Source organism: Candidatus Poribacteria bacterium (assembly GCA_021295715.1).
GTDB lineage: Bacteria > Poribacteria > WGA-4E > WGA-4E > WGA-3G > WGA-3G.
In genome coordinates, this window is sequence record JAGWBV010000044.1 from 33,940 (window position 1) to 60,238 (window position 26,299).

The window sequence follows — 26,299 nt, forward strand, 5'->3', positions numbered from 1 at the left end:
ATCCATCATTTTAGGAGTGACACAGCACTAGGCCTAGCCACGATGTAACGTTAGCCTCTCGACAACACTCGCGCCCAGATGCACAGCATATCGCCATTGCCACGGTGAGCTGATACTATGCCGTTGCTGTGTCTCGTAAAATCGTGAAAACAAATATTATAGATGATTAAACTTCTCTGTATAAAATCTTCGTATAAAAATCTTCAGATTCGCTTTTATTTTTTATTTTCAAGGTAAGGAAAATCGCCTATGACGCACCCTGAACTCACCCTAACAGAAAGTCGCCCCTTCCATACCCAGCGCCGAGATACATGGTGGTTGCAACCCTTAGCGGTATTTGTCGGGTTGGGACTCTTCATCGTTTATGCCACCTTTCGAGTTTTTGAAGGGAACCACTTTTTTTATGGTCCCTACCTGTCACCTTTCTATTCACCACTTCTTTTCGGTACACAAGAGGTGGCACATAGCGTTGATCACAGCTGGTTCGGTATGATGCCAAATTGGATACCGGGTTTCATTACCCCGGCTGTCCTCATTTTGTGGGCACCGCTCGGATTTCGCTTTACATGCTACTACTACCGGGGTGCGTATTACAAGGCTTTTTGGGCAGACCCACCTTCTTGTACAGTATCAGAACCGCGTAAAGGATATCGCGGTGAAAACTCGTTCCCGCTGATTATACAGAACATCCACAGATATTTTCTTTACGTCGCGCTTGTTGTTCTGGGCATCCTCGCCTATGACGTGTGGAAAGCCCTTTGGTTTGATGATGGTAACGGCGGAACAACCCTCGGTATCGGTGTAGGCACTATCGTTTTGGCAGGCAACGTCGTCCTTTTAGGGGGTTATACCTTGGGATGCCACTCTTTGCGCCACCTTGTAGGTGGAGTCGTTGATCTGCTCTCTAAAGCTCCAATCCGTCGCAGAGCCTATAACTGTGTCAGTTGCTTGAACCAGCGACACATGCTTTGGGCATGGATGAGTCTCTGTTGGGTCGGTTTTTCGGATGTATACGTCCGCTTTATAGCACCGACACTCGGTAAGGACTGGATTACATTTTAAAAAAACATCTATTGTAGATAGGACTTACGCACTTCCCCGGTAGGTGCGGTTTCTAACCGCACCGAATCCTGTGAAAATAGGTGAAATTTGATCATTTTGCGTAAGTCCTAGTAGTCTGTCAACGTTATTTTGACTTTTTGTGGGTCGGGTAGAACGGAGTGAAACCCGACAAAATCGGACGAGCCCACCTGTCAGTTTAGATGTGACAGACTACTAGTAGAAAAGAAAGAGGAAACATTAGCGTGGCATCTTACGAAACTCATGAATATGATGTACTGATAATCGGAGCCGGTGGTGCTGGACTTCGTGCAGCGATTGAAGCCGCCGCAGGTGACCTAAGAGTAGGACTTGTGTGCAAATCTTTGCTCGGTAAAGCGCATACTGTTATGGCAGAAGGTGGTGTCGCTGCCGCTTTGGCAAACGTCGATGAAAGAGATAGTTGGCGTGTGCATTTTGCTGATACCATGCGCGGTGGGCAATATCTCTCTAACGCACGAATGGCAGAACTCCATGCACAAGAATCACCCGACCGAGTGCGCGAACTTGAAGCGTGGGGTGCTCTGTTTGATCGCACACAGGATGGCGGCATCCTTCAGCGGAACTTCGGTGGACACCAATACCCGCGCCTCGCACACGTCGGTGATCGCACTGGATTGGAAATGATCCGAGCATTACAGGATCACGGTATTCATCAAGGCATTGAAGTGCACATGGAGAATACCGTCGTTTCGCTCTTGAAAACCGGCGAAAGGGTCTCAGGGGCATTCGGATACGAACGTGAAAAAGGACGGTTCAAGGTCTTTTCTGCAAACGCGGTCGTTTTGGCGACAGGTGGGGTCGGAAAAGCATACAAAATCACAAGCAATAGTTGGGAATATACCGGCGATGGACACTCTCTCGCATACCATGCCGGGGCAGAACTCATAGATATGGAGTTCGTCCAATTCCATCCGACGGGTATGGTGTGGCCCCCCAGTGTCCGAGGTATCTTGGTCACAGAGGGGGTGCGTGGCGAAGGCGGCATCCTCACAAACAGTGAAGGCAAACGCTTCATGTTCGATGACATCCCAGAACTTTATGTGAACCAGACAGCAGATAGTCCTGAGGAAGGTTGGCGATATACGCAAGGCGACCGAGACGCACGCCGTCCGCCTGAGCTTCTCACACGCGATCATGTCGCACGGTGTATCGTTCGAGAAGTCCAAGAGGGTCGCGGGAGTCCGCACGGTGGGGTATTCTTGGATATAGCATGGATTAAGGAAAAAATTTCGAACGCTCCAGAACATATCCGTAGAAAACTGCCGAGTATGTACCATCAATTCAAGGAACTCGCCGACATTGACATCACACAGGAACCGATGGAAGTTGGTCCGACAACGCACTATATCATGGGCGGTATTCGGGTCGATGCGGATTCACAGATGACGGCGGTGCCAGGACTCTTCGCGGCGGGTGAATGCGCTGCCGGATTACACGGTGCGAACAGGCTCGGCGGTAATTCGCTCTCCGATTTGCTTGTCTTCGGCAAACGCGCCGGAGAATACGCCGCACAGTTTGCAGAAGAGAACGAAGCAGTCTCACTTGATGAATCAGAAATTGATGCAATCGCTGCACACACACTAAAACCCTTTGAAAATCCGGTAGGCGGTGGCAGTGGTGAAAAGATGGGACCCTACGACATTCAGGCACAACTCCAAGACAAAATGCAGGAACTCGTGGGTATTGCCCGAAGTCAAGAAAGCCTCACGCAAGCCTTGGAAGAGATTCAAAACCTGCGCGAGCAGGCAGAGAACGTTCATGCGATCGGCAATCGAGAATACAACTCCGGATGGCATACCGCGCTTGATCTTGACTGTTTGATCACGGTCTCCGAATCGATTGCACTCGCAGCACTTGAACGCAGGGCAAGCATCGGTGCGCATTCACGGGACGATTACCCAGAGAAAGAGGAACCCAGCGCAGGGAAATATAACACCATCGTCAAGAAGGCATCCGACGGCACAATGGAGATTCGCCGTCAACCCGTTGATGAACTCCGAGCCGATCTGCAGGAAATCATAGACGAAATCGGATAGTATTTTTAAAGGAAAATTAAAAAGATGGCGAAAGCAACATTTAGAATCTGGCGTGGCAATGCGGATGGCGCAGAATTTGTCGATTACGACACCGAGGTATCTGAGGGGATGGTGGTTTTAGACGCTGTCCACCGTATCCAAGCCGAGCAGGCAAACGACATGGCTGTCCGATGGAATTGTAAGGCAGGAAAATGCGGATCCTGCTCCGCCGAAATCAATGGACAACCGAAATTGATGTGCATGACGCGCCTCAACGATTTATCGCTTGATGAACCCGTTACCGTCGAACCGATGCGTGCATTCCCGCTCATTAAAGACCTCGTTACAGATGTCTCGTGGAACTACAAAGTTAAAGAGAAAATGAAACCGTTCACGCCACGACCCCCTGATGCCGAAGATGGCACATGGCGAATGGAACAGGAAGACATCGACCACATCCAAGAGTTTCGGAAGTGCATTGAGTGTTTCCTCTGCCAGGATGTCTGCCATGTCCTCCGAGAACACGATCTTCATGACGAGTTCATCGGACCGAGATTCTTCGTTTACGCCGCTTCCTTGGAAATGCACCCGATTGACACGGAAAACCGGCTCGAAGAATTGAAGGATTCGGATGGTATCGGGTATTGTAACATCACCAAATGTTGCACGAAGGTCTGCCCGGAACATATCACGATTACGGATAACGCCATCATCCCGCTCAAAGAACGCATCGTTGACGAATTCTACGATCCGATTAAAAAACTGTTCCGCGTCTTTAGTCGTTGAGGGATACGCTTGTGTGTCTAAACCGCAATGAATGCGATTCACCGTTCTCAAATTGGCGTAACAAGTACAAAATTTTTCTTGACAGATGTAATTCGGAGAGGTTAGAATCATGGGAACCAGCAAAAATGATATTTTAAGAGTGGGTGTGATTGGACCCGGCGGTGCAGGACGCGGAAACACACTCGGTTTCGCAACACGTCCCGACGCTGAAGTCGTTGCCGCTGTGGACACCCACGAAGCGAGTTTGGACGCTTTAGAAAGCGCGCTCCAAGAACGGGTTGACGGCTATAAAGCGAATAGTTGCAATCGATACCTCGGTGAATACGAATTTGTGGAAATGCTCAATCACGAAGATCTGGATATAGTCGGTGTATTCTCGCCGCACTCCCTGCACGATATTCATGTGAAATACGCGCTCCGTGCTGGATGTCACGTTATCGTCGAAAAACCGATGGCGAATGTCGTTGGCGATGCAATCGCTGTAACCAAAATCGCAATGGGCAGTGGGTTACATCTTGTCGGTGGATATCAACGGCATTACGAGGATACCTACATGGCAGCGAGACGCGCAATCGCTGAAGGACGTATCGGTAACCTCCAGAAATTTGAGGTCTACATGGCACAGCGGTGGGGCGCAGGTGGATGGCGAGGAGATCCACGTTTCTCCGGTGGTGGACAGCCGAATGATTCAGGAAGCCACCTCCAAGATATATTCTTATGGATGACAGGTGCCTTGCCTGCTGAAGTCTACGGAACAACTGACATGAAATTTGAGGACGACGATGGAAACCTCGTTCCAAAGTTCGTTGAAATTAATTCTTATTCTGATGTAACGCTCGATAATGGTGCCGAAGGCACAATCACTATCCTCGGAAACACGCGCGTTGGGTTTGAAGAATGGGTGATTCTCGAAGGTGATGAAGGAACGATCGAAATCAAAAATGGCATTCGTTACACCCCCAAAGGTGGCGAGCCAGAACCCCTTGCTTATCCGCGTCCGGAAGGATATCCCCGCAACAAGGTCGACCAGCTCGTCGGTTTGGTGAAAGGTGAGTACCAGACAAATTACACCTCTGGCATCAACGGAGTGCGCACCAGTTGGTTGACAAATGCAGTCCTTGAAGCCGGTAAAGGACCCGACGCGAAAAATAGAGTCAATTGCGACGAACTCATTCAGAGAGAGGGATACACTCGGCAAGAGGTCTTAGAATTGATTGATGAATGTGCATCCAAATCATGGTATTAAAGCAGGGATGCTTATTCACGTAGGTATCTTCAAACCGAGTCAATAAGAAAAAAGGAGAAAGATCGTGAAATTTTCAGCACAACTCGCAACCAAGACTTATGATCGCTGGCAAAAACTCGCTGTTGAAAGCATGAAGTATTGCTCGCTTGTCGCTACTGTCTTAGTAGCAGCGATCCAAATCAGTTGCGTATCCGGGGGGGCGCTGCGTAACGCAGAAAATCTTGTTGAACAGAAAGATTATCCAGGGGCGATACAGGCGTATCAAAGTGTTGTGGATGCCCAACCCGGCACACCTCAAGCCCTGCAAGCGCAACTTGCTATGGGTAAATTGTTTGTTGACCGGATGGATCAACCCGCCGAAGGCATCAAAGCCTATGAGACAGTCATTGCTGCTGCTCCGGAAAGTGATGAAGCCGCTGAGGCGCATTATGAACTCGGGATGCACTATTTCCGACAAAAGGATTTTAAAGCCTCTCAAACCCAATTTGACGCAATCATCAACAATTTTCCGCAGCTCGAATTGAGCCACAACGCGCAACTGATGCTGGCGAAAAGTTTTGAAGAAGCAAAGGACTTTGAACAGGCAGTAGAGGTGTTCGATAACTTCGCAAACCGAAATCCTCGAAGTGAACGTGCCGCACTCGCTATTGCCAATAAAGGGCGAATCCAACGACAGCACCTCAAAAACGAAGATGAAGCGAAACGCACGTATCAATCACTCGTTAAAAGATATGGGAAGGTCGAGGGGGCTGAAGAAGAGATTGAGAAAGCAAAACAGGAACTGACAGACCTCAACGCCAGAATTCCAGAACCTGACGACCCACTGGCGACACAACTTGGCAGAGCTTATGCACAGCAAGAAGCGAGACGTGAACGGGACCGCCCGCGCGGGGGGGTTGAGAAAAGCCGCGCAATGGGAAATGTTGGTTTACAGATCGCAGACTCCGGATTCGGGGTGAGTGCATCAGAAGTCATGCGGAATTTCGGCGGTCAAGGGGGTATCGCAGGCGATGACCAAGGTACTTACTATGACGCTGAACTGATGATTGCCAACTTTTTCTACGGCGATGAAAGTTACCGGGACGCAGGGGCGTTATATTTCGACGCAATTGCCCGCGCAGAGTCGGCGAATGTGAAGATTGACCCGTATACCTACCTCAAACTCTCGATTTGCTACCGAAAAATCGGGATGCATCAACGGGCGAAAGAGGTTCTCAAGAAAGCCGCAAGCCGAGATGGTAGTGTCATTCAAGCCGTCATCGACACCGGACGAAATCACTACACTTCCGAATCCTATGAGAAAGCGATAGAAACCTACACTTCTGTGCTTGGAATGGCGAAAAGAAAAGATTCCGAGATTTACTGGTTACTCTCGCTGGCACACAAAAAGTTGGGGGAACCCGAGAAGGAACGAGAGGTTCTGGAGAAGTCTGTCGCGGCGAATACACAGAATTTGGATGCCTTGCAAAGCCTTGCAGAAGTCCTCCATTATCGGTTGAAGGATCGGAAAGCCGCCGCAATCTTTCAGGATCTCGTTGATCAGAAAGGTGACTCGTACATCGGATCTAAAACCCTCGGTGACCTCACCTACCAGTATGGGAATTATGTGCAATCCCGTGCCAAGTATAGAGCCGCCGCGCGGACAGCAAAGCGGTTGCTCAACAGATCGGAGAGCAAGGTCGAACAACAAAAACTTCGAAATCAGGTCGTTTATGCGACGATCCTCGCTGCGCGTGCAACTTACCACCTGAAGAAATTGGAAGACGCACAGCAGATGATAGACGAATTGGCGGTAGAGTATCCCGATCACGCCTTGATCCCTTACGGTAGAGGCGAGTTGGCACTTTTAGCTGGCGATGCGGAAACCGCTGTTGCTGAATTCAAAGCGTCGATTGAGAAGAACCCGCTTTCTGATATTCCACTGATGGCTCTTGGCGAGTACTATGTCTCACAAGGGTTTAATGACGACGCTATAGCTCTGTGGGAAAACTACTTGGCGGAAAATCAGTATAATCAGAAAGTCCGTCGGAGCCTAAGTAAATTGAAAGGTGAAGACGCAGAATAGGTATAATGTAGTATGTGGTTTTTCAACCACATACTACATTATGAATTCGGAAAAATGAGTCTTTTTGCAAAAAAACTTGACCTTTTGTTATCAATTGTGTATAATTAACAGTTAAGATCCTTAACTTCCTAAGCGCAAGCACGCTTTAAGGGTGCATTTCGCAGCTTTCCCCTGATGAAACAGTGTAAACCCCGAAAAAAGCATCCTTCGAGGAAAAACGAGTCACTGGTTGTAAGGTCGTGCGTGCAACGCCGGTTTTGATATGGAAAACCAAGTGGCACCTTTAGGGCGAAACCGCCTTCTAACACGTATCTCAACGCAACCCTACAAAAAACACTCCCACGGGCAACGTTGTGCCTACTCCATGGATATATCCCAGTATACCCTGCGTTTTGCTCTGTTGCATACCTTAACGGTGTCGCGCGTCGCTTGCAAGCGCGTCTTCAGAAGTCTCATGCGTTTGGTTGGAGTGTCATATCTAATTAACCGGCTTTGTGGGAAAACCCAGTTTTTGTGCCTTGGTTCTGTCTCACGATGTAATAGAGCAGACAGAGTAGTGAAATCCGGTAAATGTGGTTTCAATCGCGAACCGAAAGTGATGGAAACCAACTTGAGTAAATTATTCGATAGAATCAGCCCCGATTCCATTTTAACCTCTATTTTGCCTCCTATTTTTCACATGTCGTATATTTGAGTGGAGACAAAGAATTCGCTGGGTAGTTAGATGAACGCCGTGGTGGAACGATTACCTTGGAACCGGGCACAATGAGGAGTATTTGAAACTATGGAGAGCTTGGACATTCGCAAGCTCCAAGAAATGGAGTTCTCGGAACTCAAAGACTTTGCCTTGACTCTCGGAGTGAATGAATACAACGGGTCTCGGAAAGAGGAATTGATTAACGAAATCATAGAGGCTAAATCTGAGGGAGACACCCAGTTTTACGGCGGTGGTGTCTTGGAAATTCTTGATGACCGAGACCAGCACTACGGCTTTCTCCGTTCATCCCGTTCCAATTATTTGCAGAGTAACGAGGATATTTATGTGTCCTCCTCGCAAATTCGGCGATTCGATTTACAAACCGGACACGTCGTTGAAGGGATCATTCGTCCTCCAAAGAAGACGGAAAACAAAGCAGAACGCTACTTCGCAATGCTACAAATTGAGAAGGTTAACGGGGAAACACCTGACGCCGTCAAGCAGAAAATCCTTTTCAATAACCTCACGCCTATTCACCCGTACGAAAAATTGAAACTCGAACATAGTCAGTCCGAGTACGGGACTCGCATCGTGGATCTCATAGCACCGATTGGGAAGGGACAACGCGGGTTAATTGTCGCGCCTCCTTATAGTGGTAAGACCACACTACTGAAGAATATTGCCGCTGGCATTGAAGCGAACCATCCGGAAGTCATTCTCATCTTTTTATTGATTGATGAACGCCCTGAGGAAGTTACGGATGTCGCCCGATCTGTCAAAGGAGAAGTCATTAGTTCTACTTTTGATGAGCATCCCGAACGGCACATTCAGGTCGCCGATATGGCGATTGAAAAGGCGAAGCGATGGGCAGAGTACGGAAAAGATGTCGTCGTTCTGTTAGATAGTATGACCCGACTGGCACGTGCACACAATGTCATGACACCACACAGCGGAAAAACGTTGTCCGGTGGTTTGGATGCAATGGCGTTTGTGAAACCACGTCAGTTCTGCGGCGCAGCTCGGAAATTTGAAGAAGGTGGAAGTCTAACGGTTATTGCATCTGTGCTCGTTGATACGGAAAGCCGACAAGATGAATATATCTACGAAGAATTCAAAGGCACTGCCAACATGGAAATCCACATGGCGCGTTCTTTGTTAGATCTCCGAATCTATCCACCAATTAACATCGAAAAGTCGAAAACACGTCGTGAGGAACTCTTATTGGCACCTGATGTTCTTAACAAGGTCTGGGTGCTGCGGAAATTCACAAGCCAGATGGACGACGCAGAGTCACTTGAAATGCTCATTGAGCAATTCGGCAAAACTGGTACAAACGCAGAATTCCTCGAACGGATGGTAGACAATGCAACTTACAGTAATGCATCCGTAAGAACCAACGTTCGTTCAAAGCGATCCGCGTAAGTTCCTATACATCTACGTTTCCGCGCTTTAAGAGCGTAACTACAGGAATATTGGAATTAATTCTGACTATGGTAAACCAGAAAAATAAGCAGACATTCTCCCCTCCCCCGGTAGGCGAGGTTTCTAACCTCGCCGGTGTAGAGTGTACAATTAATTCTAAAGTTTACCATAAATCGTGAATAGACGATTTGAAAATCTTGAATGCAAAGGAGAACGTTATGAAAACGGAAATACATCCAGAGATGGTAGAATGCGTCATTACATGCGTTTGCGGCGCGACCCATAAAACGCTCGCTATCCAATCAGCGATGCGGGTAGATATTTGTGGGAAATGTCACCCATTCTACACTGGGCAACAAGCTCGATTTATCGATACTGCCGGACGTGTTGAAAGTTTCCGCCGACGTTACGGGCTCACCGAAGACGAGAATTAGAAGTATCGTTTCGCAGGTAAGTCTATTGATCGGTGTTCCAAAAAAGGTACCCGTGTCTTAACAACACCAGGCACGGGGAACGCCTTGTTCTTTACGGGAATTGACGGATTGAAAGCCCAACGCTTTAGCTTGGGATGCTATCACAGAACAGTAATCAGGCAGGATAGGGATTTGTCCTGGGTCTGAAGGTATAGGCAGGCATCTCTTAACTTTTAACAGTTAACGGCAAGTTCTGACTTGCAAGCGGTGACGAAAATGTTTGAGAAACTCAAGGATATTGAAAACAGATACGCTGAAGTCGAAAACGCACTCGGAGACCCAGCGCAAATCTCAAATCAGCAACGGTTGATGGAGTTATCTAAAACTCACGCGGAACTCTCGCCAATTGTGTCCGCTTATCAGGAGTACCAACAGTTAGAATCAGCATTTGAAGAGACGCTGCTCCTCATGGAATCCGAAACAGATGCGGAAATGCTCGGATTAGCGCAGGAAGAGTTGGACGCTCTCACTACCAAAAAAGAGAGATTGACTGAGGCGCTTAAGGTTCTCATCATTCCGAAAGATCCAAACGATGAGAAAAATGTCATCATTGAGATCCGGGCAGGGACGGGTGGTGAAGAAGCCAGTCTTTTCGCAGCCGAATTGTTCCGGATGTACACCCGCTATGCTGAACGTCAGAACTGGAAGTTGGAACTCCTCAGTTCAAATGCAACCGGCTTAAAAGGATTCAAAGAGGTCGTCTTCTCAATTGAAGGGCGGAACGCATACAGTCAACTGAAATTTGAAGGCGGTATACATCGCGTGCAGCGCATTCCTGCAACCGAGGCAAGTGGACGCATTCATACATCTGCCGCCACGGTCGCCGTTCTCCCTGAAGCCGAGGAACTCGATTTGGCGATTGATGAAGCAACCGAATTACGTATTGATACTTACCGATCTTCGGGTCCCGGCGGACAAAGCGTTAACACAACCGACTCCGCTATTCGGATTACCCACCTACCCACCGAACTCGTGGTGACATGCCAAGACGAAAAGTCTCAACACAAAAATCGTTCCAAGGCGATGAAGATTCTCCGCGCACGCCTCCAGGAACAGAAACAATCTGAGCTTAACAGTGAAAGAGCCGAAACCCGTAGATCTATGGTCGGCAGTGGCGACAGAAGCGAGAAAATTCGCACCTATAACTTCCCACAATCCCGTGTAACTGACCATCGGATCCAATTCAGTTCCTATCAACTCGACTCCGTTTTAGATGGTGACCTACAAACGTTTATTGAACGGCTAATAACTGCGGATCAGGCGGAAAGGTTGAAGGAGGATTAACACCTCCAGTTAAGGAACACGAAACTATGCCGAAGAAAATGTGGAGCGTAGTCGACCTTCTCGATTGGACGGTGGGATACTTCCAACAACACGGTGTCCCAAATCCGAGATTAGATGCTGAAGTATTACTTGGACACTTGCTTGAAAAAAGTCGCCTGCAGCTCTATCTCCACTTTGAAATGCCTGTCTTTCAAGAACACCTCACACCCTTCCGAGAACTCATAAAAAAGAGGATCGCACACACACCTGTTAGCTACCTCACGAATCGCAAGGAGTTTATGTCCTTGGATTTCTATGTGGATGAACGGGTCCTCATTCCGCGTCCAGAAACCGAACAACTCGTTGAAACTATTCTCATAACAGAAACTGAAAATTCCCAACGTTTATTGGAACTCGGTACAGGGAGCGGTGTAATTGCGACGAGTCTTGCCCTGCAACAACCAGAGTGGGAGATCGTTGCCACCGACATCTCTGAGTCCGCCCTCACCGTTGCCCGAAAGAACGCTGAAACACACGCATGCGTATCGCAAATTGAGTTTTTGGCTGGAGACCTGTTTGAACCCGTAGCGGCAATAAACGCTAATGAGGACGCGCAATTTGATTGGATCGTCTGCAATCCACCCTATATCAAAAATACGGAACGTGCCACCTTGAGTCCGGATGTCCGGGACCATGAACCGGAAATTGCGCTCTTTGCTGGAGATGACGGTCTTGACGTTATTCGTCGATTAATTGCTGAGGCACCAAAATATCTCGCACCTGAAGGAAGACTGATTCTTGAAATCGGTGCAACACAAGCCAAACCCGTTCAAACACTTCTTGATGCTGAATCTGCATACGCCACGTACGAACTGTTCAATGACTATGCAGGAAAGGAACGGATTGTTCTGGCGAGTGTTTCATAGAGACTGTTTTAGCTTTTATACTGCACTCATGGTTGTCCGATCATGGCGTTCCAATATAAATTACAGTCAAATTCACAATTATTGAAACACTTTAAACTTGGAGAGCTCGACGTGTTTCTTACCTCTTTTATAAGGGGCGAAGGGACATTTCTCAAAGTGTTCACGTATTTTTGGATTTTACCATATAGACTCAATTCTGGTGGGTTGTACACCCTTTTATGGTGCTATTAGTGCGCAATTACCCATAAATTTTGGAAAAAGTCGTTTTTTTCTTGACATATTTTGTGAAAATATTATATAATAAATTAACATTTATCGCATAAGTCTATTAGCGAACGTTAGTAGCGCGTTAATTCTCCACGGTGTGCCACTCTTATCATTTTTTGAAACGTAATAGGATTTATTGACGTTACATTGTATAGCCTGCTGAAAAGAATCCTTATAGGCGAAGGAGCAGATTTGAATGGCGCGCCAAATATCTAATGACTTATCTGCTGTCGAAGATACCTATCTCGCGACGCAAGCGAAAGCAGGCAATGAAGCCGCGTTTAGGCAATTATTCGACAAGCATTATAAGTGGGTTTATAATAAAGCCTACCGAATGCTTGGAAATTATCAAGATGCTGAAGAGGTCGCCTCGGATGTGTTCGTTAAAGTTTGGCAGAAGCTGGGCAAATGGGACACGGAGCAGGGTAGTTTTCAGGCGTGGTTAAATACGGTAGCGCGAAATACGATTATCGATGCGATACGAAAGCGCGACAGGATTCGGGAGCATCCGCTCAGTGGTTCGCCTGACGAGGATGAACAACCGCTGAGTAAATACGAAGACCCGCGCCCGGGTCCCGAGCAAGAATTAGAAGCCGCTGAAGCGCAACAGATTTTGGAGAATGCCCTTGAACAGGTAACGAAACCAAATCATCGGATTGCGTGGATGTTACGACACTTAGAAGGCTATAGTATCGCAGAGATTGCCCGCATTCTCAACCGCAAAGATGGCACCGTGAAAATCTGGATTTTTCGGTGTACCGAGGAATTGCGGAAGATTCTGATTGCAAAAGGCATTCAGTGGATATATTAATTTGGAGGATTAACTCATGCGATTCTGGCAGAAATGGCGGAGGTCCGGCATCTCGGCAGATGACTTGAAAAAAGCAGAGATGTTGGAAGCTTATACGTGCTGGCTGAAAAATGCGCGGTTATCACGTAAGCAGAAACGTCTTCTGAAGGAAATTCACAACTTTCCGGAACTTCAGCCATTGAAACAATTAATAGACTTCTCACACTACCGCTTTGAGGAGAGAGAGAACGTCATACCGCCGCCCGGTGCCGAGCAGCGTGCGCGTGAGCGCGTGATGGCAGAAATTCGGGGCGAAGCCGTAGAAGCTGAACCTGTCAATGTAGAAGGACTGGAACTGCAACCCGGTTATAGCCCACACGGTATGGGCAATGAAACTACCGAAATCATGCAGGTCGATGCGTCTGTACCCGACGCCGACGCACTGCAGAAATGGGATACTGAACAAACAACTGAATCCCCAGACATGTTGAAACGTTACAACGCAATCCGGACGCTTTCTCGTTTGCACCTCCGATTTGAGCAGAAGGATGACGATGTCTACGTCACGGATTTGGGTAGTTCTGATACGACATATCTTGATAACGCGCGTGTGAAAACACCGACCCGCATTCAAGACGGTTCTACGCTCAAATGCGGAAAAGTGAGTTTCAAAGTCGTTGATATTGAACGATCATAATTATACTGGGAGAAGGATTGCGTTGTGCATTGAGGGATAAGCCCTTAATGCACCACCGTTCCTTATGAAGGTTGTGCACCTTGGACATACCAACTCATTGGCATTATCACATTTTCAACAAGCAACGCTCAGTTATGGACAGGCGTGTTATGTTGAAGCGATCCAGCATTATCTCGCTGGCTTGAAATTAGGCGCGGCACAGCATCATTATATCTATGCCGACCTCGCGAAAGCCTATGAGATGGTTGGAGAGTGGGATACAGCAGTGGCGTGTTTAGATATTGCGCTGCGATTATGTCCTGATTCGCCGACAGCTCTTAGGCGTAAAGCGCGTATTCTTGATGAGAAAGCGTGTTATAATACACTTATCTCGTTCGATGACTTTAAGGAACTGCCTCCCATACAATTTCTTGAACAGTTACAAGTATATCCTACGAAATCCCCTAAACAGGTTGTCCGTTCAGAATTTTTCGATCTCACTTGTCATTCTGAAATGAATTCCCAAGCAATCTGGAACATCTGTCGCCTGATTTATAGAACTTACTCGGAATTGGGCGAAGTGTTAGGGTACTATCCCGCTTCACCGGTCTCTATATCGATTACAAATACAAACAGACATGCGACGTCTCAACGTTCGATGCCGAGATGGGCGAGTGGGTGCTACGATGGTGGTATCCGTCTGGCATACTGTGCAGCCGGTGAGCCAGTACTAAGCATTTTATATGCCCTGCTACGGCATGAATGGGTGCATCTGTTAATTCGTCATTTAGCGCACGGGCATTGTCCTATATGGCTTGACGAAGGACTCGCACAAAGTATTGCCCGCCCTATGTTCCAGTCTGAACGCTTTGACTTGCAACAGGCGGTTCAGATGGAGCGTTTACTTCCCTTTGCTGTCCTAAACAAACCGTTTAACCAACTCCCCACAAAATATCGGAAGTTGGCGTATATCCAGTCCACTGCAGTCGCAGAATTTCTCATCCAAGAGTTCGGTTTCCTTAAAATTCGCAAACTGCTTCACCAATTAGGCAACGGCACTCCGATAGAGATTGCAATTGAACAGGTCTTTGCGTGCAGTTTGATGGAGATTCCTTTTCTTCAAGAGAGCGAACAGATGCCCAACCCAACTGCCATCTAACCGAAAACCCGTCCGAAACGAAGTGGAGTGACAGCCCAGGGACCATAAATTAAAAATTCAAACGTCACAATGACGAAACTCGATATTGGTATTCTCATTCTTGTTGGATTGGCTGGTGTAAGTTGCTACCGTGCGGGTTTCACCCGAAGTGTATGGGGGATATTCGTCATCGGCATTGGGTTCTTTGCTGCCTGTCAATTTTGGGGACAACTTGCGACAGTTGTCCAGAAGTTGGTAGCCAATCCGAGCTGGGCGAAATGGCTGAGCATAGTTGCTATTATAGGGGTCGTTTCTATTCTTGTGGACTCGCTTTTTGAGCGTATTCAGCGGATTCTCGAAAGAGGCGTTTTAGGATGGGTGAACCATCTACTCGGACTTGGCTTTGGTATCGCTTCTGGAGGACTTATTGTAGCTTTCGCCCTCATCCTTCTCAACACTTATGGTCCCGATGGCTTCAAAAACGAGATTGCAAATTCTCGATTTGCCCCACACCTCACGGATATCGGAAATCGCGTTTGGGCAGTTAGCAAGGACCGTGTTCAAAAGCAACTTGATACCGAATGAAAATCTTTCTCTCCGTTTTAGGACACTATGAGCGTGTCGGTTGTACCTTATTTCTTATTTTTTTATTTGTACTCCCGTTGTCCGCTAAAATGGTTGTCGGAAACCGTCAGGTATCAGCCTTGACTCGCAGCTCGCCTCCGATACAAGGCTCAAAAGCACCAATTGCGGATCAAAGTAAAGAGGTGCTCTTTGCTGAAAGCCGACGGCTGAACGCTGACCGCTATTTCGCAGATTCACTCTTCCAAGAAGGGGATTATCTCAACGCCGCTCACGAGTATAAGCGACTCCTTTTTTTCCATCCCAATGCCCCTCGAATTGATTTCATAGCGTTTCGTGTTGCCGCATCTTACCAGAATGCAGGCAAATTGGAGCACGCGATTCGCGCCTATCAACTTCTGATTGATACCTATCCGAAGAGTGTTCTTGTCGAGCGCGCGAAAAACAATATTGCGCAGTGTCATGTTCTGTCGGGCGATAGCGAGCAGGGGCTTGCATCACTCAAACGGTTTCTTTCAGAGCATGGGGAGAGTAACTTGGCACCCCGCGCTCGATTTACAATTGGAATGCTCCATGCAAATAAGGGAGAATGGGCACAGGCGGGTCGTGCGTGGAACGATGTCTATTCAACCTATCCCGATACGCCTTTCGCTGAAGTGAGCGATAGATTGGCACGGACGGTAAAAAACGCTGGGACGCTTCCACACCGTTCTCCGACAATCGCTGGCGTGCTTTCAGCGTTAGTGCCGGGGAGTGGACAGGTTTATAGTGGGAGGATGACTGACGGACTTTACACCTTTGTGGGTATGGTGGTGTTGGGGAGTGCGAGCTTTTATTACGCTGACCAAGAGCGTTACGAAGTTGCAGTACCTGTTGGGATGCTTGGCGCATTTTTCTATGGAAATGGTATCTATCAGAGTATTCAATCGGCGCGGGTTTTTAATGTCCAACATGAGGCACAATTTCGGAATCGACTCCAACAGGAAATTCGGGGTTCAGGGGTATTCGGAGCAATATCGCCTTTAAAAGGCAAGATGGAAGTAGTCGTGTGGAAGTATAGGTTTTAATCGGCTTGGTTAAGCAGTCTAAATCGCTGTGTACCCAAGTCCCCGCATTGTAACTATGGACGGTAGAATCATGACACCAGCATTTTCTCAGCGAATTATGATGAGCCCCTGCTTACAGCGGTGGGTTTTTCTGCTATTGGTGTGCGTTCTGGTTGCATCGGCGAATCAGGCAGTTGATGCTACGAAGATTGCCTACCAAACAATGCGCGGTGAAACGTTTACATATGATCTCAAGTTAATGAATGCCGATGGGAAAAAACCTATCAAACTCACTAAAGGACAGGCATCAGACGCTAGCCCCGCTTGGTCTCCGGATGGCGGACAAATCGCCTTTGCTTCGAACAGGGATGGCGATTATGACCTCTATGTCATGAATACCAAGGGGGACAACACCCTCCAACTGACTAACAACCTACATACAATAGATCTTGAACCTTCTTGGTCTCCAGATGGAATGCAAATTGCCTTTGCCTCAAAGAAAAATAGCATCTATGATGTCTATGTTATGAACGCGGATGGTTCTAACTTGGTTAACCTAACGCAAAATCCGAGAACAGACAGATCTCCTTCTTGGTCTCCGAATGGAAAGCAAATCACTTTTGCCTCAACGAGAAATCGCGGCATTTTTGATATTTACGTGATGAATGCTGATGGTTCCAACCCCATCAACCTAACACAAAATCCAGCAAGAGACGACTGGTATCCTTCTTGGTCTCCGGATGGTGAGAAAATCACCTTTTCTTCAGCGAGAGATGACGACTTTGAAATCTATGTCATGGACTCTGATGGCGACAATATCATTCAGTTAACGAAAAACCAAGGGGATGATGATTATCCATGCTGGTCTCCCGATGGCTCACAAATCGCTTTTACCACGGACAGAGATGGCAATTATGATATTTACGTGATGAACGCGGATGGATCCAACCCTGTCAACCTAACGCAAACTTGGTTTGAACACGATATGCTCCCTGCCTGGCAGCCAATACCACTGTCAGTTTCCACCGAAGGGAAACTGGGAACGCTCTGGGGAATTCTCAAAGACAAACGATAGTGTAGATGAATTTTTCTAAGCATTTAGTGTGAATTGGAAAAATAAATAGATATTTGATAAGAAGTTTTTTAGACACGGAGTTTTATGACAGCAGCGTCTCTTTTCCTTTCTATCATCGTTTTCGCAATTAGCAGTGACTTGGACGAGGAAAGTCAGCAATACCGTTATGCAGAGCAACTTTTTGAATCGGGCGATTGTCAGGCAGCAAGGCTGGAATACAAACGTCTCCTTTTCTACCGACCTGACACAGAGTTCAAAGATATAGCGGATTACCGAATTGCCCAGAGTTATTACTATCAAAACCAACCTGAACGTGCTGAACACCTGTTTCGTGAGTTTTTAGCCGTTCATCCGAATTCGGATTTTCGGTTTCGGAGCCAGTTGATGATTGGGCAACTCCATTTTGATGCCGGTAAGTATTCATTGGCGCGGACGACGCTCTTTGAACTTCTGCAATCGAGTGAGAATACAGGAGCAGTGGCAGCAGCACACTATCTGCGCGGCTGGTGTTACGTTCACACTGCCGATTGGAACAAGGCGATTGCGGAATTGCGACGAGTCAATACCCTCCAAACGGATACATCACACGGAAAAAATGCGCGTCGATTGGCGGATATGCTGCTTGAAAAGACACCACTTCCGCACAAATCCCCACAAATGGCAGGATGGCTCTCCACAGTCATTCCCGGGAGCGGGCAGCTTTATGTAGGAAGAGTCAAAGAAGGTGTTCTCGCAGCAGTCTTGGGTGGGACGTTCATTTATCTTGTGGCAGATGCGATTCGTGAACGCCGTTATGTTGACGGTGCGGGTATCTCCTTGATTGGATGGCAATTTTATTGGGGCAATCGTATTGAAGCACAACGATTTGCCTCCGAATATAACTCACACCGTGAGAGCGAATTGATTGAGGCATTGAAAAAATCATCCGGGCGATAGATACAATCCCTCTTCTGTAGGAGCGAGTTTTACTCGCGACTCTTTCGTTCTTCTGTAGGAGGGAACTCCGATTCCCGACGCTTGGATTCTCTCCTCCGATTCCCGACCCTTAGGTTACCACGCCGCTTGCTTAAGAAATTCCAGTGCCATCAAGGTATGACCCTCTGCATTTGGATGGACACCGTCTTGAGTTGTCCAGAGTGCACCCGGACGGGCGGCGACCGCACTTTCAAAAGCGGTACTGGTCGGAATCAACCGTGCGTCGAACTCCTCCGCGAGTCTATGGATGCTGGCGTTGTAAGCGTCTACGTCTAATGGGCGCGGCGTGTCAACATCTTCTGCAATATAGAAAATTTCAAAGAGGAAAAGTGAAGCACCTAATTCAGTCTTCGCACGTGTGAGAATCCGTCGATAGCAATCCTCCCAAATCGGCAGATAGTCCGACGTTGAAACGCCTTCTCCGTATTGTCGGCTCGCATTGTTAATGCCGATTTTCACCGAGAGCCATTCCGGTTTTTCGTCAATCACGTCGATGTCCCACCGACTTTCTAAACCTTCAACGATGTCTCCACCAATGCCTTTGTTGACGTAAGTGATCTGACGTTCTGGGTGTTTTGCGGTGATGAGTTCGGTTATTTTGCGGACGTAACCGTGTCCGAGGGGGGCATGTGCATCGCGTCGTCCACAGTCTGTAATGCTATCCCCGATGAAAAGTACTTTATCTCCAGATTCAAACAATAAATTGTTCACAACGTGTCTCCTAAATGTGATATACTAAATTAACAATCGGTTCTCCGTCAGCCATCAGTAACAAGAGGCTTCTCTTAAACGAAAACTTCTTTACTGAAAACCGAAAGCGAAGCGACCTGACTGCTGACCGCTATCTATAATCTACCACATTTTGAGTTACATGCCAACATGAAAGATATCGGCGTTCTACACGTCATCACGGATACGACGCTACAATCTCGATTTACGCACGCTGAATTAACGGAACTCGCGATCGAAGGCGGTGCAGATACGGTGCAATTCCGGCAAAAACACGGAACGACGCGCGAATTAGTAGCAACCGCAGAATCCATGCAAACGATATGCGCAGAACACAATGTGCCACTCATTGTAAACGATAGAGCCGATATTGCACTGGCTGTCGGGGCGACAGGCGCGCACTTTGGACAAGACGATATGCCGGTTTCTATCGGAAGGCGGATTCTGCCCGCAGACGCGATCCTTGGCGCGTCTGCCCGAACCGAAGATAAAATACTCGCTGCGATTTCAGAAGGTGCTGACTACATCGGGTTCGGTCCCATTTACGGTACGACTTCAAAACCGGACGCCGAAACGGCTAAGGGATTGGAAAGACTCCGCCGAATGTGCGACATCGCGGCGTGTCCGGTTATCGCGATCGGCGGCATTGGTATTCAAACTGCAGGTGAAGTTATTCGAGCAGGTGCGCACGGTATCGCGGTAATCTCTGCTGTTTGCGCACACCCTGAGCCACAAGTCGCAACGCAGGTATTGCTGAACGAAATTCAGGAGGCGAAGTAGATAGGAACTGATGGAAACATATATAGATGATGCAGCCGAGAGTGAATGCCTCTTTAAACGGTTCAGAGAAATTAATGAGAGATATGATCCTGACCTCGATAAAATCGATGAAGCGTTCGTTCAAAAATTGTGGAATGAGCAACGCTTTTTTGATACCAACATGGAGTCAATTGATAGACGCGCAATTCGCGTCATAAAGCCTGGGGTCTGGAATCATAACGAAGGTCCCGATTTTATGCACGCCGAGATTGAGATTGATGGAAAACTCTACGTCGGTGATGTTGAGATTCATGTTCGATCTTCGGAGTGGTATACCCATAAGCATCACCTCAATTCCAGATATAATCGTGTTATACTGCATGCTGTGTATTTTGACGATGGCATCAATCTGCGGATTCGGCTCCAGAACAACAAGCGCGTTCCGACCTTGGAGCTCCTGAAATGGATTGCTGTGGATACCGGGGATCTCTATAGTGATGCCCAAGACGCAGCAACGACTGATGGACGCTGTCGAATAACGGGAAAGCCGCTGAACATAGAGGTCCTGAAAGGTGTTTTTGAATCTTTAGGACGTGAACGGTTCTTGGAAAAGATGGAGTCGATGCGTTTGTTAAGGACGCGCCTTGATTTCGAGCAACTTCTCTACGAAGGTATCATGGAGGCGTTAGGATATGAACGCAACAGTAAGCCATTGAGGGAATTAGCGCAGCAGGTCCCGTTCACTGATCTCGACCAGAAATCTGAGTTAGAGATTCAAGCGATCCTTTTTGGAGTCGGCGGACTTCTCCCCTCACAAAGGGAGAAACCACTGCCACCCGAAGTAACAGATGATCCGAGCGTTACAGCGTTAGAGGAATTGTGGCGCGCCTCAGAATATGCTGAACTTCCCCCACGTATGACAGAAGCACGCTGGAGTTTCACTGAGAGACCTCTGAATCATCCTACCCGACGTATTGCCGCGATAAGCCAGCTAATCCATCGCTCTCAAGGCAGCTTAATGATGTATTTCCTGCCGATATGTGAAAAGGTGGTGTCAGCAGACACACGAAAGTTGTTACGAGCCATCGAGAAAGAACTTTGCGCGCGACTGATGATTGAACCTGTCGGCTACTGGGAAAAGCACTCCAACTTCGGAACAGGCGGCACTCGGCACGCCGTGTTGATTGGAAAAAGTCGGGCTATAGACATCATCGTCAATAAAATCTTACCAGTCGCTTATATTTGGGCAATCGAGGTGGATAGTCAGCAATTGCAGGAAGGAATCCTGAAACTTTATAGTGTCTGTTCCAAGTCAGCAGGGAACCAGATTATCCGTAAAATTGATAAACAGATTTTCACAGAGACGCAACAGATGCGTCTTCTGAAGCCGACTGCTAAAATTGAGCAGGGGTTCATCCGTTTGTATAAAAACTATTGTGCGGATTGGCTCTGTGACCTCTGTCCTATTTTGGAACACGATGCGGTCCTCCCGGAGGAAGATTAGTATGGACTCGCGCGTTACCCCCTTAACGGATGAGTCCTACTGGACAACGCTTTGGGACGGTCAACAGCATAAAATTCGGCATCTGCGGTGGGTTTATGTAGCGAACCGCCAGCTCGCGAAGTTGTTCAATCGGGCACTTTCGGGTTTTAAACAACCGACGCTCATTGAACTCGGATGTGCCGATTCGTTGTGGCTTCCTTACCTCGCTCAGAAGTATGGAGGTGACACTTACGGTGTCGATTTTTCGGAGTTAGGGTGTCAACTCGCACAACGGAACCTTGCTCTTGCCGGTGCAGAGGGAACAATTCTCTGTGACGATCTGTTCGCATTTGCCAAAAAGCACCACTCGACGTTTGACTTCGTTTACTCAATGGGATTGATTGAGCATTTTAGCACGCCGCAAGCGGTCTTGCAGGAGATATATAGTCTACTCAAACCGGGTGGAACAATGCTCACGGTAACGCCGAATCTGCGGGGTATGTATACACCGATAGCCCGCGTAGCGAGTCCGAAACTTCTTGCGACACACAAGGTAATTTTACCGACTGACCTCGCTTCGGCATTACGAGACACAGGATTTCAGGTCACGGAATTTGGGTATACAGGGGGGCCCTTGAAATTGAGTGTTGTTGATTATTCACCATGGCGGGCAGTCATCGGTAACTGGGGTCATGAAGTACTTTGTAAGTGTGTGAATCTGACGGATATAGTCCTTGGCAATTTCTTCGTAGGGCTTCGAGTCCCAAACCAGCAGTTAACTTCGCCGTATGTGTACGCACTTTCCACAAAACCCAAATAGCATACCTCAAGTGCTATTGTTTATAGGGCTTATGCAGGCTGCTCTTTTGTAGTATAAACTGTTAGTTTGGGTTTCCGTTGCGCGTGTGAGGTTTTTTAAGCAGGACGCAATTGAATAGAGCGTGCTATGGTCAAGATTGCGTAAGTCCTGATTTATTTAACGATATTGCTCAAATATGTGATTCCCTGTGACTATCTAAAAATCACCTCTGACCATTTTTCAGCACCATTCTTTACTGAAACAATCTTTTTTGTGCTATAATATATAGAGTGAGAATACCAGTTCACGCACTATTATTTAACCGAAACCTTCAACCTGAATAGGAGAATTTCTCATGAAAACGTTATGTCTTTTAGCGATCACATTGCTGTGTGTCTCTATGGCTATGGCAGAGGAGACCTTCTTTTCTGCATTGGAGAGCAAAGCAGAAGTGGAAAAAGAGGGTGGCACCGTTGATGGCGGCAGTTTCAAGCCCGGTAAATTTGGTAACGGTTTCGTTAGCGAAGCCGTTGGCGATGTTATCCATTTTCCTGTAGAAGACCGTTTTGTCAACCTCGACGAAGGCACCGTTGAGTTGTGGGTAACGATGGGTATGGACACCAGCTCCATCACGGGCGAACTTTTCACATTCATGACTTACAAACGCGGCACCGACGCGGTATTTCTGCAGTTTAACAATGGCGGGATCGCACAGATGCGGATTAAGAGCGCGGGTTCATGGCATAACGCCAACAGCGCAGAACTCAAGTGGCAAGAGGGCGAGCATCACCATATGGCAGGAACATGGGGACCCGACGGCTTGAAACTCTACTTAGATGGCAAACTCGAGGGCGAAGCTCCGTTCAAAAAGGGACCGACCGTGTTCGCTGAAACCTTCGAGATTAACAACGCCTCTCCGCCCGACCCGAAATTCCCGACGAATTCCGTCGTTGATGGGGTGCGGCTCTCCGATCATCAGAAGGGACCCGATGAGTTCGTCATGGATGATCCAGCAGATGTCCAGCCGATCGGGAAGCTCACAACCACGTGGGCACGGCTGAAAGGGGACTTGTAAGCATGTACAAGACGGAGCGTCCGCTTTACACGGCGGGGACGGAGGGATACCATACGTTCCGAATTCCCGCACTTGTCCGGTCAAATGCGGGAACCCTATTGGCGTTCTGTGAAGGCAGGCGGACAGGTGGCGGGGATTCAGGGGACATTGATATTGTCCTGAAACGGAGTTTCGATAACGGCGAGAGCTGGCAACCGATGCAAATCGCTGTTTCCACGGGAACCGATACGGATGGCAATCCTGCACCAGTGGTTGATCGGGACACGGGGGCAATCTATTTGCTTTTCTGCAAAAATCTCGCTGACGGCGCGGAAGGAAAGATTGTTGCCGGAGAAGCACCCCGCACCGTTTGGGTGACCTCCAGTAACGACGACGGCGAAACTTGGTCAGAACCGAGTGAAATCACAGCCACGACGAAAGACGAGGAGTGGACGTGGTATGCTACGGGTCCCTGCCACGGGATTCAACTCGCAAACGGTAGATTCGTTATTCCGTGTGACCATGTGCTTGGCAACAGTCGGGACTATGCCCAATATGGCTACTCACACCTGATTGTCAGCGACGATCACGGTGAAACGTGGCGGATCGGCGGTAAGGCGCAACCGGGGACCAATGAATCGGTCGTTGTTGAAACTGTGGATGGTGGACTCTATTTCAACTGTCGGAACTACGTCGCACCGAAGCGACGTGCCTATGCGAGGAGCAGTGACAGCGGCGATACATTCACCGAATTCGGTTACGAGGAGGACCTGATTGAACCGATCTGTCAGGCGAGTATGGTGCGTTATACGGATGCGAATCAACACGACAAGAATCGTATCCTGTTTTCTAACCCCGCCAGCACGAGCCGTGAACGGATGACGATTCGTATCAGTTACGATGAGTGTCAAAGTTGGAGTAGCGGCAAGGTCTTACACGCCGGTCCCGCGGCGTATTCCGATCTCTGTATTGCCTCGGATATGAATATCTGTTGTCTCTATGAGCGTGGTGAAGAGCATCGTTCCGAGATGTTGTCGTTTGCAAAGTTAGAAGATACGTTGGCGTGATGGGGTTTTAATGTAGGGTTGGAAGGGTGGAAGAATGGAAGAGAAAGTGCCCTAATCTTCCATTCTTCCGCTTTTCTCCCTCGTGAATTCGCCGATTTTTTTTCAAACCTTAGCATATCAATCGCGTCTGCCAAGCATCAGGATTTCAACCGACAACTATCTGTATACCTACACAATTGATGGAGGACATTCAGATGAAAGAAGTCCCGGAAAAGTGCTCGGAGTTTGACCCTACCGCACATATTCCTCTCCCCGATGCTCCGCAATCCATGTCTTCAAAGGCACATCCGCATCTGTGGGTTGCCACCAGCCTTTAATGTCCACACCATCACCGAGTAACTGTCGCCGAATCGGATCGCATTTCTCAAGGATTTCAGGTGGCATGAGGTTATAATCCAAGCCACGCAACCAACGATAACTATACCCCATAAACAGAACCTTCCGAGTCGCATCGGAGAAATTCCAGCCGCGTGAGTGCCACATCCGTCGATCGAATAGGACTGCGCACCTTCTGGATCACCATCAGGATCGTCGTCTCTGTTGGGCGGACGGGTGTCGAGTTTATGGCTACACGGAACAATGCGCATTGCCCCGTTGTCGCGATGCGTAACATCGCTTAGCCAGTAACTGACTTTCAATGAAAGTCGCGGGTGTGGACGTTCCATCTCCGGCACAGGTCTACCACCGTCTTGATGCCAATGCGCGCCTTTGCGAATCCGCGCCTTGTCGGGAGACTCTGGAGGATACATAATGAGGTGAGAGATGTAAAGTTGGATGTTCCAGCCCAGGATGTCCCAAAGCAGTGGAAATACCTTCTTGTTATCAAGCAGCTCCAGCAGGGCATCGTCTTCGATGACAGTGCGGAACTTCGATAACAGTTCGTGCGGTGCCAAGCCAGTCTTAGCGCGCTCCTCAGCATCGAGCCGATCTGCAACCGCCTCCAATGCGTCTACCATCTCAGGGCTTATGGCATCCTCAACAATGAGGTACCCTTCGTCGTTGAACGCTTTGAGTTGTGCTTCCGTCGCACAGTATTCAAGCCAACTTGTATCCATTGTTATCCCCTTTATGGTGATAGCACCCAACGCCTAAAGGCGTGGGCTTCGGCTTCGTCGCAACTGCGGTTTTCTCAAAAGAGTCCACCGTCTAACTGTCGCTCCACCTGCAGGCATTTCCCTGTAGTCTCCTACAGGCATATCGTCAAGTGATGGCTATCCCTGCCCGCAATATGTTTATTGCAGCGTTGATGTCCCTATCGTGGTGAGAACCACAGTCGGGACACGTCCACTGTCTATCGTTCAAAGTGAGGCTTTCGTTATGAAACCCACAATCGCTACACGGTTTCGTTGTCGCAGTCCATTGACCGACTTGCTTTAAACGACGCTTATGTTTACGACACTTATACTTCAATATCTCAACAAACTGATAGAACGCAAGATCGGAGACTTTCCGTCCCCACAAGCGTTTCATACCCTCAAGGTTCAACGTTTCAATCGCAATCGTATCAAACTTCTTACAAAGTTCAGACGCGAGTTGCCAATGGAAATCTTTGCGTTGGTTGCTGATTTTCCGATACAGACGTGCGATTTGTCTCACACACCGCCACCAACCGTTAGAACCTTTAACTTTACGAGAAAGGCTTTTGTTGAGGGTTCGCAGTTTCTTCAAAGACTGTTTCAAAGGTTGGGGGTGCTGTTTTTTCTCACCCGTGCTCAGGGTCAAGTATGCGTCTTTCATGCCGGATTTAGTCTGGGAATAGACTAAATCCATTCCTTGTATTACATTGTCCGCCCCTACGCTTTGACCTGTAGTGGGCAAAGGTTTTGATTCCACAAAATCGGTGAGTATGTATATCCAATATCTTC

Annotated in this window: 23 protein-coding genes and 1 pseudogene; 21 read left to right on the forward strand and 3 right to left on the reverse strand. The window is 48.1% G+C overall.

The genetic code is table 11. The annotated features are described in order from the left end of the window. Positions 1–249 precede the first annotated feature (249 nt). The 16 genes from J4G07_12395 (at position 250) to J4G07_12470 (ending at position 18,504) form a co-directional block, all read left to right on the forward strand. Positions 250–1,062, forward strand: coding sequence for a succinate dehydrogenase (locus J4G07_12395; GenBank protein ID MCE2414794.1), 813 nt, complete (start codon positions 250–252; stop codon positions 1,060–1,062). Positions 1,063–1,304: 242 nt separating this feature from the next. Continuing rightward, complete coding sequence (locus J4G07_12400; protein ID MCE2414795.1) at positions 1,305–3,137, forward strand: fumarate reductase/succinate dehydrogenase flavoprotein subunit; 1,833 nt, start codon at positions 1,305–1,307, stop codon at positions 3,135–3,137. Between the two features lie 24 nt (positions 3,138–3,161). Then, positions 3,162–3,902 carry a succinate dehydrogenase/fumarate reductase iron-sulfur subunit gene (locus J4G07_12405; GenBank protein ID MCE2414796.1) on the forward strand — a complete coding sequence of 247 codons (741 nt, stop codon included), beginning with the start codon at positions 3,162–3,164 and terminating at the stop codon, positions 3,900–3,902. Positions 3,903–4,011: 109 nt separating this feature from the next. Next, positions 4,012–5,148, forward strand: a complete 1,137-nt coding sequence (locus tag J4G07_12410) for a Gfo/Idh/MocA family oxidoreductase (GenBank protein ID MCE2414797.1) — start codon at positions 4,012–4,014, stop codon at positions 5,146–5,148. 64 nt (positions 5,149–5,212) lie between these two features. Then, a complete protein-coding gene (locus J4G07_12415; GenBank protein MCE2414798.1) occupies positions 5,213–7,213 on the forward strand; it encodes a tetratricopeptide repeat protein in 2,001 nt (666 codons plus the stop codon). Positions 7,214–7,997: 784 nt separating this feature from the next. Then, the gene (gene rho, locus J4G07_12420) at positions 7,998–9,332 is read left to right on the forward strand and encodes a transcription termination factor Rho (GenBank protein ID MCE2414799.1); all 1,335 of its coding nucleotides are present in this window, start codon (positions 7,998–8,000) and stop codon (positions 9,330–9,332) included. Positions 9,333–9,550: 218 nt separating this feature from the next. Further along, complete coding sequence (gene rpmE / locus J4G07_12425) at positions 9,551–9,766, forward strand: 50S ribosomal protein L31 (GenBank protein ID MCE2414800.1); 216 nt, start codon at positions 9,551–9,553, stop codon at positions 9,764–9,766. Positions 9,767–10,021: 255 nt separating this feature from the next. Then, on the forward strand, positions 10,022–11,089 hold the full coding sequence (gene prfA / locus J4G07_12430; protein MCE2414801.1) for a peptide chain release factor 1: 1,068 nt from the start codon (positions 10,022–10,024) through the stop codon (positions 11,087–11,089). Between the two features lie 26 nt (positions 11,090–11,115). After that, positions 11,116–11,994, forward strand: a complete 879-nt coding sequence (prmC, locus tag J4G07_12435; protein ID MCE2414802.1) for a peptide chain release factor N(5)-glutamine methyltransferase — start codon at positions 11,116–11,118, stop codon at positions 11,992–11,994. A 463-nt stretch (positions 11,995–12,457) separates the two neighbouring features. Then, positions 12,458–13,072 (forward strand): RNA polymerase sigma factor, encoded by a 615-nt coding sequence (locus tag J4G07_12440; GenBank protein ID MCE2414803.1) that lies wholly within the window; start codon positions 12,458–12,460, stop codon positions 13,070–13,072. Between the two features lie 16 nt (positions 13,073–13,088). Beyond that, positions 13,089–13,748, forward strand: coding sequence for an FHA domain-containing protein (locus J4G07_12445; GenBank protein ID MCE2414804.1), 660 nt, complete (start codon positions 13,089–13,091; stop codon positions 13,746–13,748). Positions 13,749–13,845: 97 nt separating this feature from the next. Then, positions 13,846–14,886, forward strand: coding sequence for a tetratricopeptide repeat protein (locus J4G07_12450; protein ID MCE2414805.1), 1,041 nt, complete (start codon positions 13,846–13,848; stop codon positions 14,884–14,886). Between the two features lie 69 nt (positions 14,887–14,955). After that, on the forward strand, positions 14,956–15,450 hold the full coding sequence (locus tag J4G07_12455; protein MCE2414806.1) for a CvpA family protein: 495 nt from the start codon (positions 14,956–14,958) through the stop codon (positions 15,448–15,450). After that, complete coding sequence (locus J4G07_12460; protein MCE2414807.1) at positions 15,447–16,514, forward strand: tetratricopeptide repeat protein; 1,068 nt, start codon at positions 15,447–15,449, stop codon at positions 16,512–16,514. The genes J4G07_12455 and J4G07_12460 overlap by 4 nt, the downstream gene beginning before the upstream one ends. Before the next feature lie 70 nt (positions 16,515–16,584). Further along, positions 16,585–17,568, forward strand: coding sequence for a PD40 domain-containing protein (locus tag J4G07_12465; protein ID MCE2414808.1), 984 nt, complete (start codon positions 16,585–16,587; stop codon positions 17,566–17,568). A gap of 84 nt (positions 17,569–17,652) precedes the next feature. After that, positions 17,653–18,504, forward strand: a complete 852-nt coding sequence (locus J4G07_12470) for a tetratricopeptide repeat protein (protein MCE2414809.1) — start codon at positions 17,653–17,655, stop codon at positions 18,502–18,504. Between the two features lie 114 nt (positions 18,505–18,618). Here the strand turns inward: J4G07_12470 and J4G07_12475 are convergent, their stop codons facing one another. After that, positions 18,619–19,254: an SGNH/GDSL hydrolase family protein gene (locus tag J4G07_12475; protein MCE2414810.1), complete on the reverse strand. Its 636-nt coding sequence runs from the start codon at positions 19,252–19,254 to the stop codon at positions 18,619–18,621. A gap of 168 nt (positions 19,255–19,422) precedes the next feature. Between J4G07_12475 and thiE the strand changes: the two genes are divergently transcribed. From thiE to J4G07_12500, 5 genes are all read left to right on the forward strand, one after another. Beyond that, a complete protein-coding gene (gene thiE / locus J4G07_12480; protein ID MCE2414811.1) occupies positions 19,423–20,052 on the forward strand; it encodes a thiamine phosphate synthase in 630 nt (209 codons plus the stop codon). A gap of 10 nt (positions 20,053–20,062) precedes the next feature. Then, positions 20,063–21,535 (forward strand): DUF2851 family protein, encoded by a 1,473-nt coding sequence (locus tag J4G07_12485; GenBank protein ID MCE2414812.1) that lies wholly within the window; start codon positions 20,063–20,065, stop codon positions 21,533–21,535. Between the two features lies 1 nt (position 21,536). Further along, on the forward strand, positions 21,537–22,334 hold the full coding sequence (locus J4G07_12490; GenBank protein MCE2414813.1) for a methyltransferase domain-containing protein: 798 nt from the start codon (positions 21,537–21,539) through the stop codon (positions 22,332–22,334). Between the two features lie 334 nt (positions 22,335–22,668). After that, positions 22,669–23,388, forward strand: coding sequence for a hypothetical protein (locus tag J4G07_12495; GenBank protein ID MCE2414814.1), 720 nt, complete (start codon positions 22,669–22,671; stop codon positions 23,386–23,388). Positions 23,389–23,390: 2 nt separating this feature from the next. Then, positions 23,391–24,434: an exo-alpha-sialidase gene (locus tag J4G07_12500; GenBank protein ID MCE2414815.1), complete on the forward strand. Its 1,044-nt coding sequence runs from the start codon at positions 23,391–23,393 to the stop codon at positions 24,432–24,434. A gap of 231 nt (positions 24,435–24,665) precedes the next feature. On the opposite strand, the pseudogene J4G07_12505 reads toward J4G07_12500, so the two are convergent. Then, positions 24,666–25,489: pseudogene (locus J4G07_12505) on the reverse strand (phytanoyl-CoA dioxygenase family protein). A 145-nt stretch (positions 25,490–25,634) separates the two neighbouring features. Beyond that, positions 25,635–26,299: transposase (locus J4G07_12510; protein MCE2414816.1), on the reverse strand; the 665-nt coding region annotated here is incomplete at its 5' end.

What these genes read in the sequence shown, in the direction of transcription:
- J4G07_12455 (MCE2414806.1), top strand. Translation starts at nt 14,956, where the DNA reads ATGACGAAACTCGATATTGGTATTCTCATTCTTGTTGGATTGGCTGGT.
- J4G07_12395 (MCE2414794.1), top strand. Translation starts at nt 250, where the DNA reads ATGACGCACCCTGAACTCACCCTAACAGAAAGTCGCCCCTTCCATACC.
- J4G07_12485 (MCE2414812.1), top strand. Translation starts at nt 20,063, where the DNA reads ATGGAAACATATATAGATGATGCAGCCGAGAGTGAATGCCTCTTTAAA.
- J4G07_12410 (MCE2414797.1), top strand. Translation starts at nt 4,012, where the DNA reads ATGGGAACCAGCAAAAATGATATTTTAAGAGTGGGTGTGATTGGACCC.
- J4G07_12490 (MCE2414813.1), top strand. Translation starts at nt 21,537, where the DNA reads ATGGACTCGCGCGTTACCCCCTTAACGGATGAGTCCTACTGGACAACG.
- J4G07_12460 (MCE2414807.1), top strand. Translation starts at nt 15,447, where the DNA reads ATGAAAATCTTTCTCTCCGTTTTAGGACACTATGAGCGTGTCGGTTGT.
- J4G07_12495 (MCE2414814.1), top strand. Translation starts at nt 22,669, where the DNA reads ATGAAAACGTTATGTCTTTTAGCGATCACATTGCTGTGTGTCTCTATG.
- prfA (MCE2414801.1), top strand. Translation starts at nt 10,022, where the DNA reads ATGTTTGAGAAACTCAAGGATATTGAAAACAGATACGCTGAAGTCGAA.
- J4G07_12500 (MCE2414815.1), top strand. Translation starts at nt 23,391, where the DNA reads ATGTACAAGACGGAGCGTCCGCTTTACACGGCGGGGACGGAGGGATAC.
- J4G07_12440 (MCE2414803.1), top strand. Translation starts at nt 12,458, where the DNA reads ATGGCGCGCCAAATATCTAATGACTTATCTGCTGTCGAAGATACCTAT.
- J4G07_12405 (MCE2414796.1), top strand. Translation starts at nt 3,162, where the DNA reads ATGGCGAAAGCAACATTTAGAATCTGGCGTGGCAATGCGGATGGCGCA.
- rho (MCE2414799.1), top strand. Translation starts at nt 7,998, where the DNA reads ATGGAGAGCTTGGACATTCGCAAGCTCCAAGAAATGGAGTTCTCGGAA.
- thiE (MCE2414811.1), top strand. Translation starts at nt 19,423, where the DNA reads ATGAAAGATATCGGCGTTCTACACGTCATCACGGATACGACGCTACAA.
- J4G07_12465 (MCE2414808.1), top strand. Translation starts at nt 16,585, where the DNA reads ATGACACCAGCATTTTCTCAGCGAATTATGATGAGCCCCTGCTTACAG.
- prmC (MCE2414802.1), top strand. Translation starts at nt 11,116, where the DNA reads ATGCCGAAGAAAATGTGGAGCGTAGTCGACCTTCTCGATTGGACGGTG.
- J4G07_12445 (MCE2414804.1), top strand. Translation starts at nt 13,089, where the DNA reads ATGCGATTCTGGCAGAAATGGCGGAGGTCCGGCATCTCGGCAGATGAC.
- J4G07_12470 (MCE2414809.1), top strand. Translation starts at nt 17,653, where the DNA reads ATGACAGCAGCGTCTCTTTTCCTTTCTATCATCGTTTTCGCAATTAGC.
- rpmE (MCE2414800.1), top strand. Translation starts at nt 9,551, where the DNA reads ATGAAAACGGAAATACATCCAGAGATGGTAGAATGCGTCATTACATGC.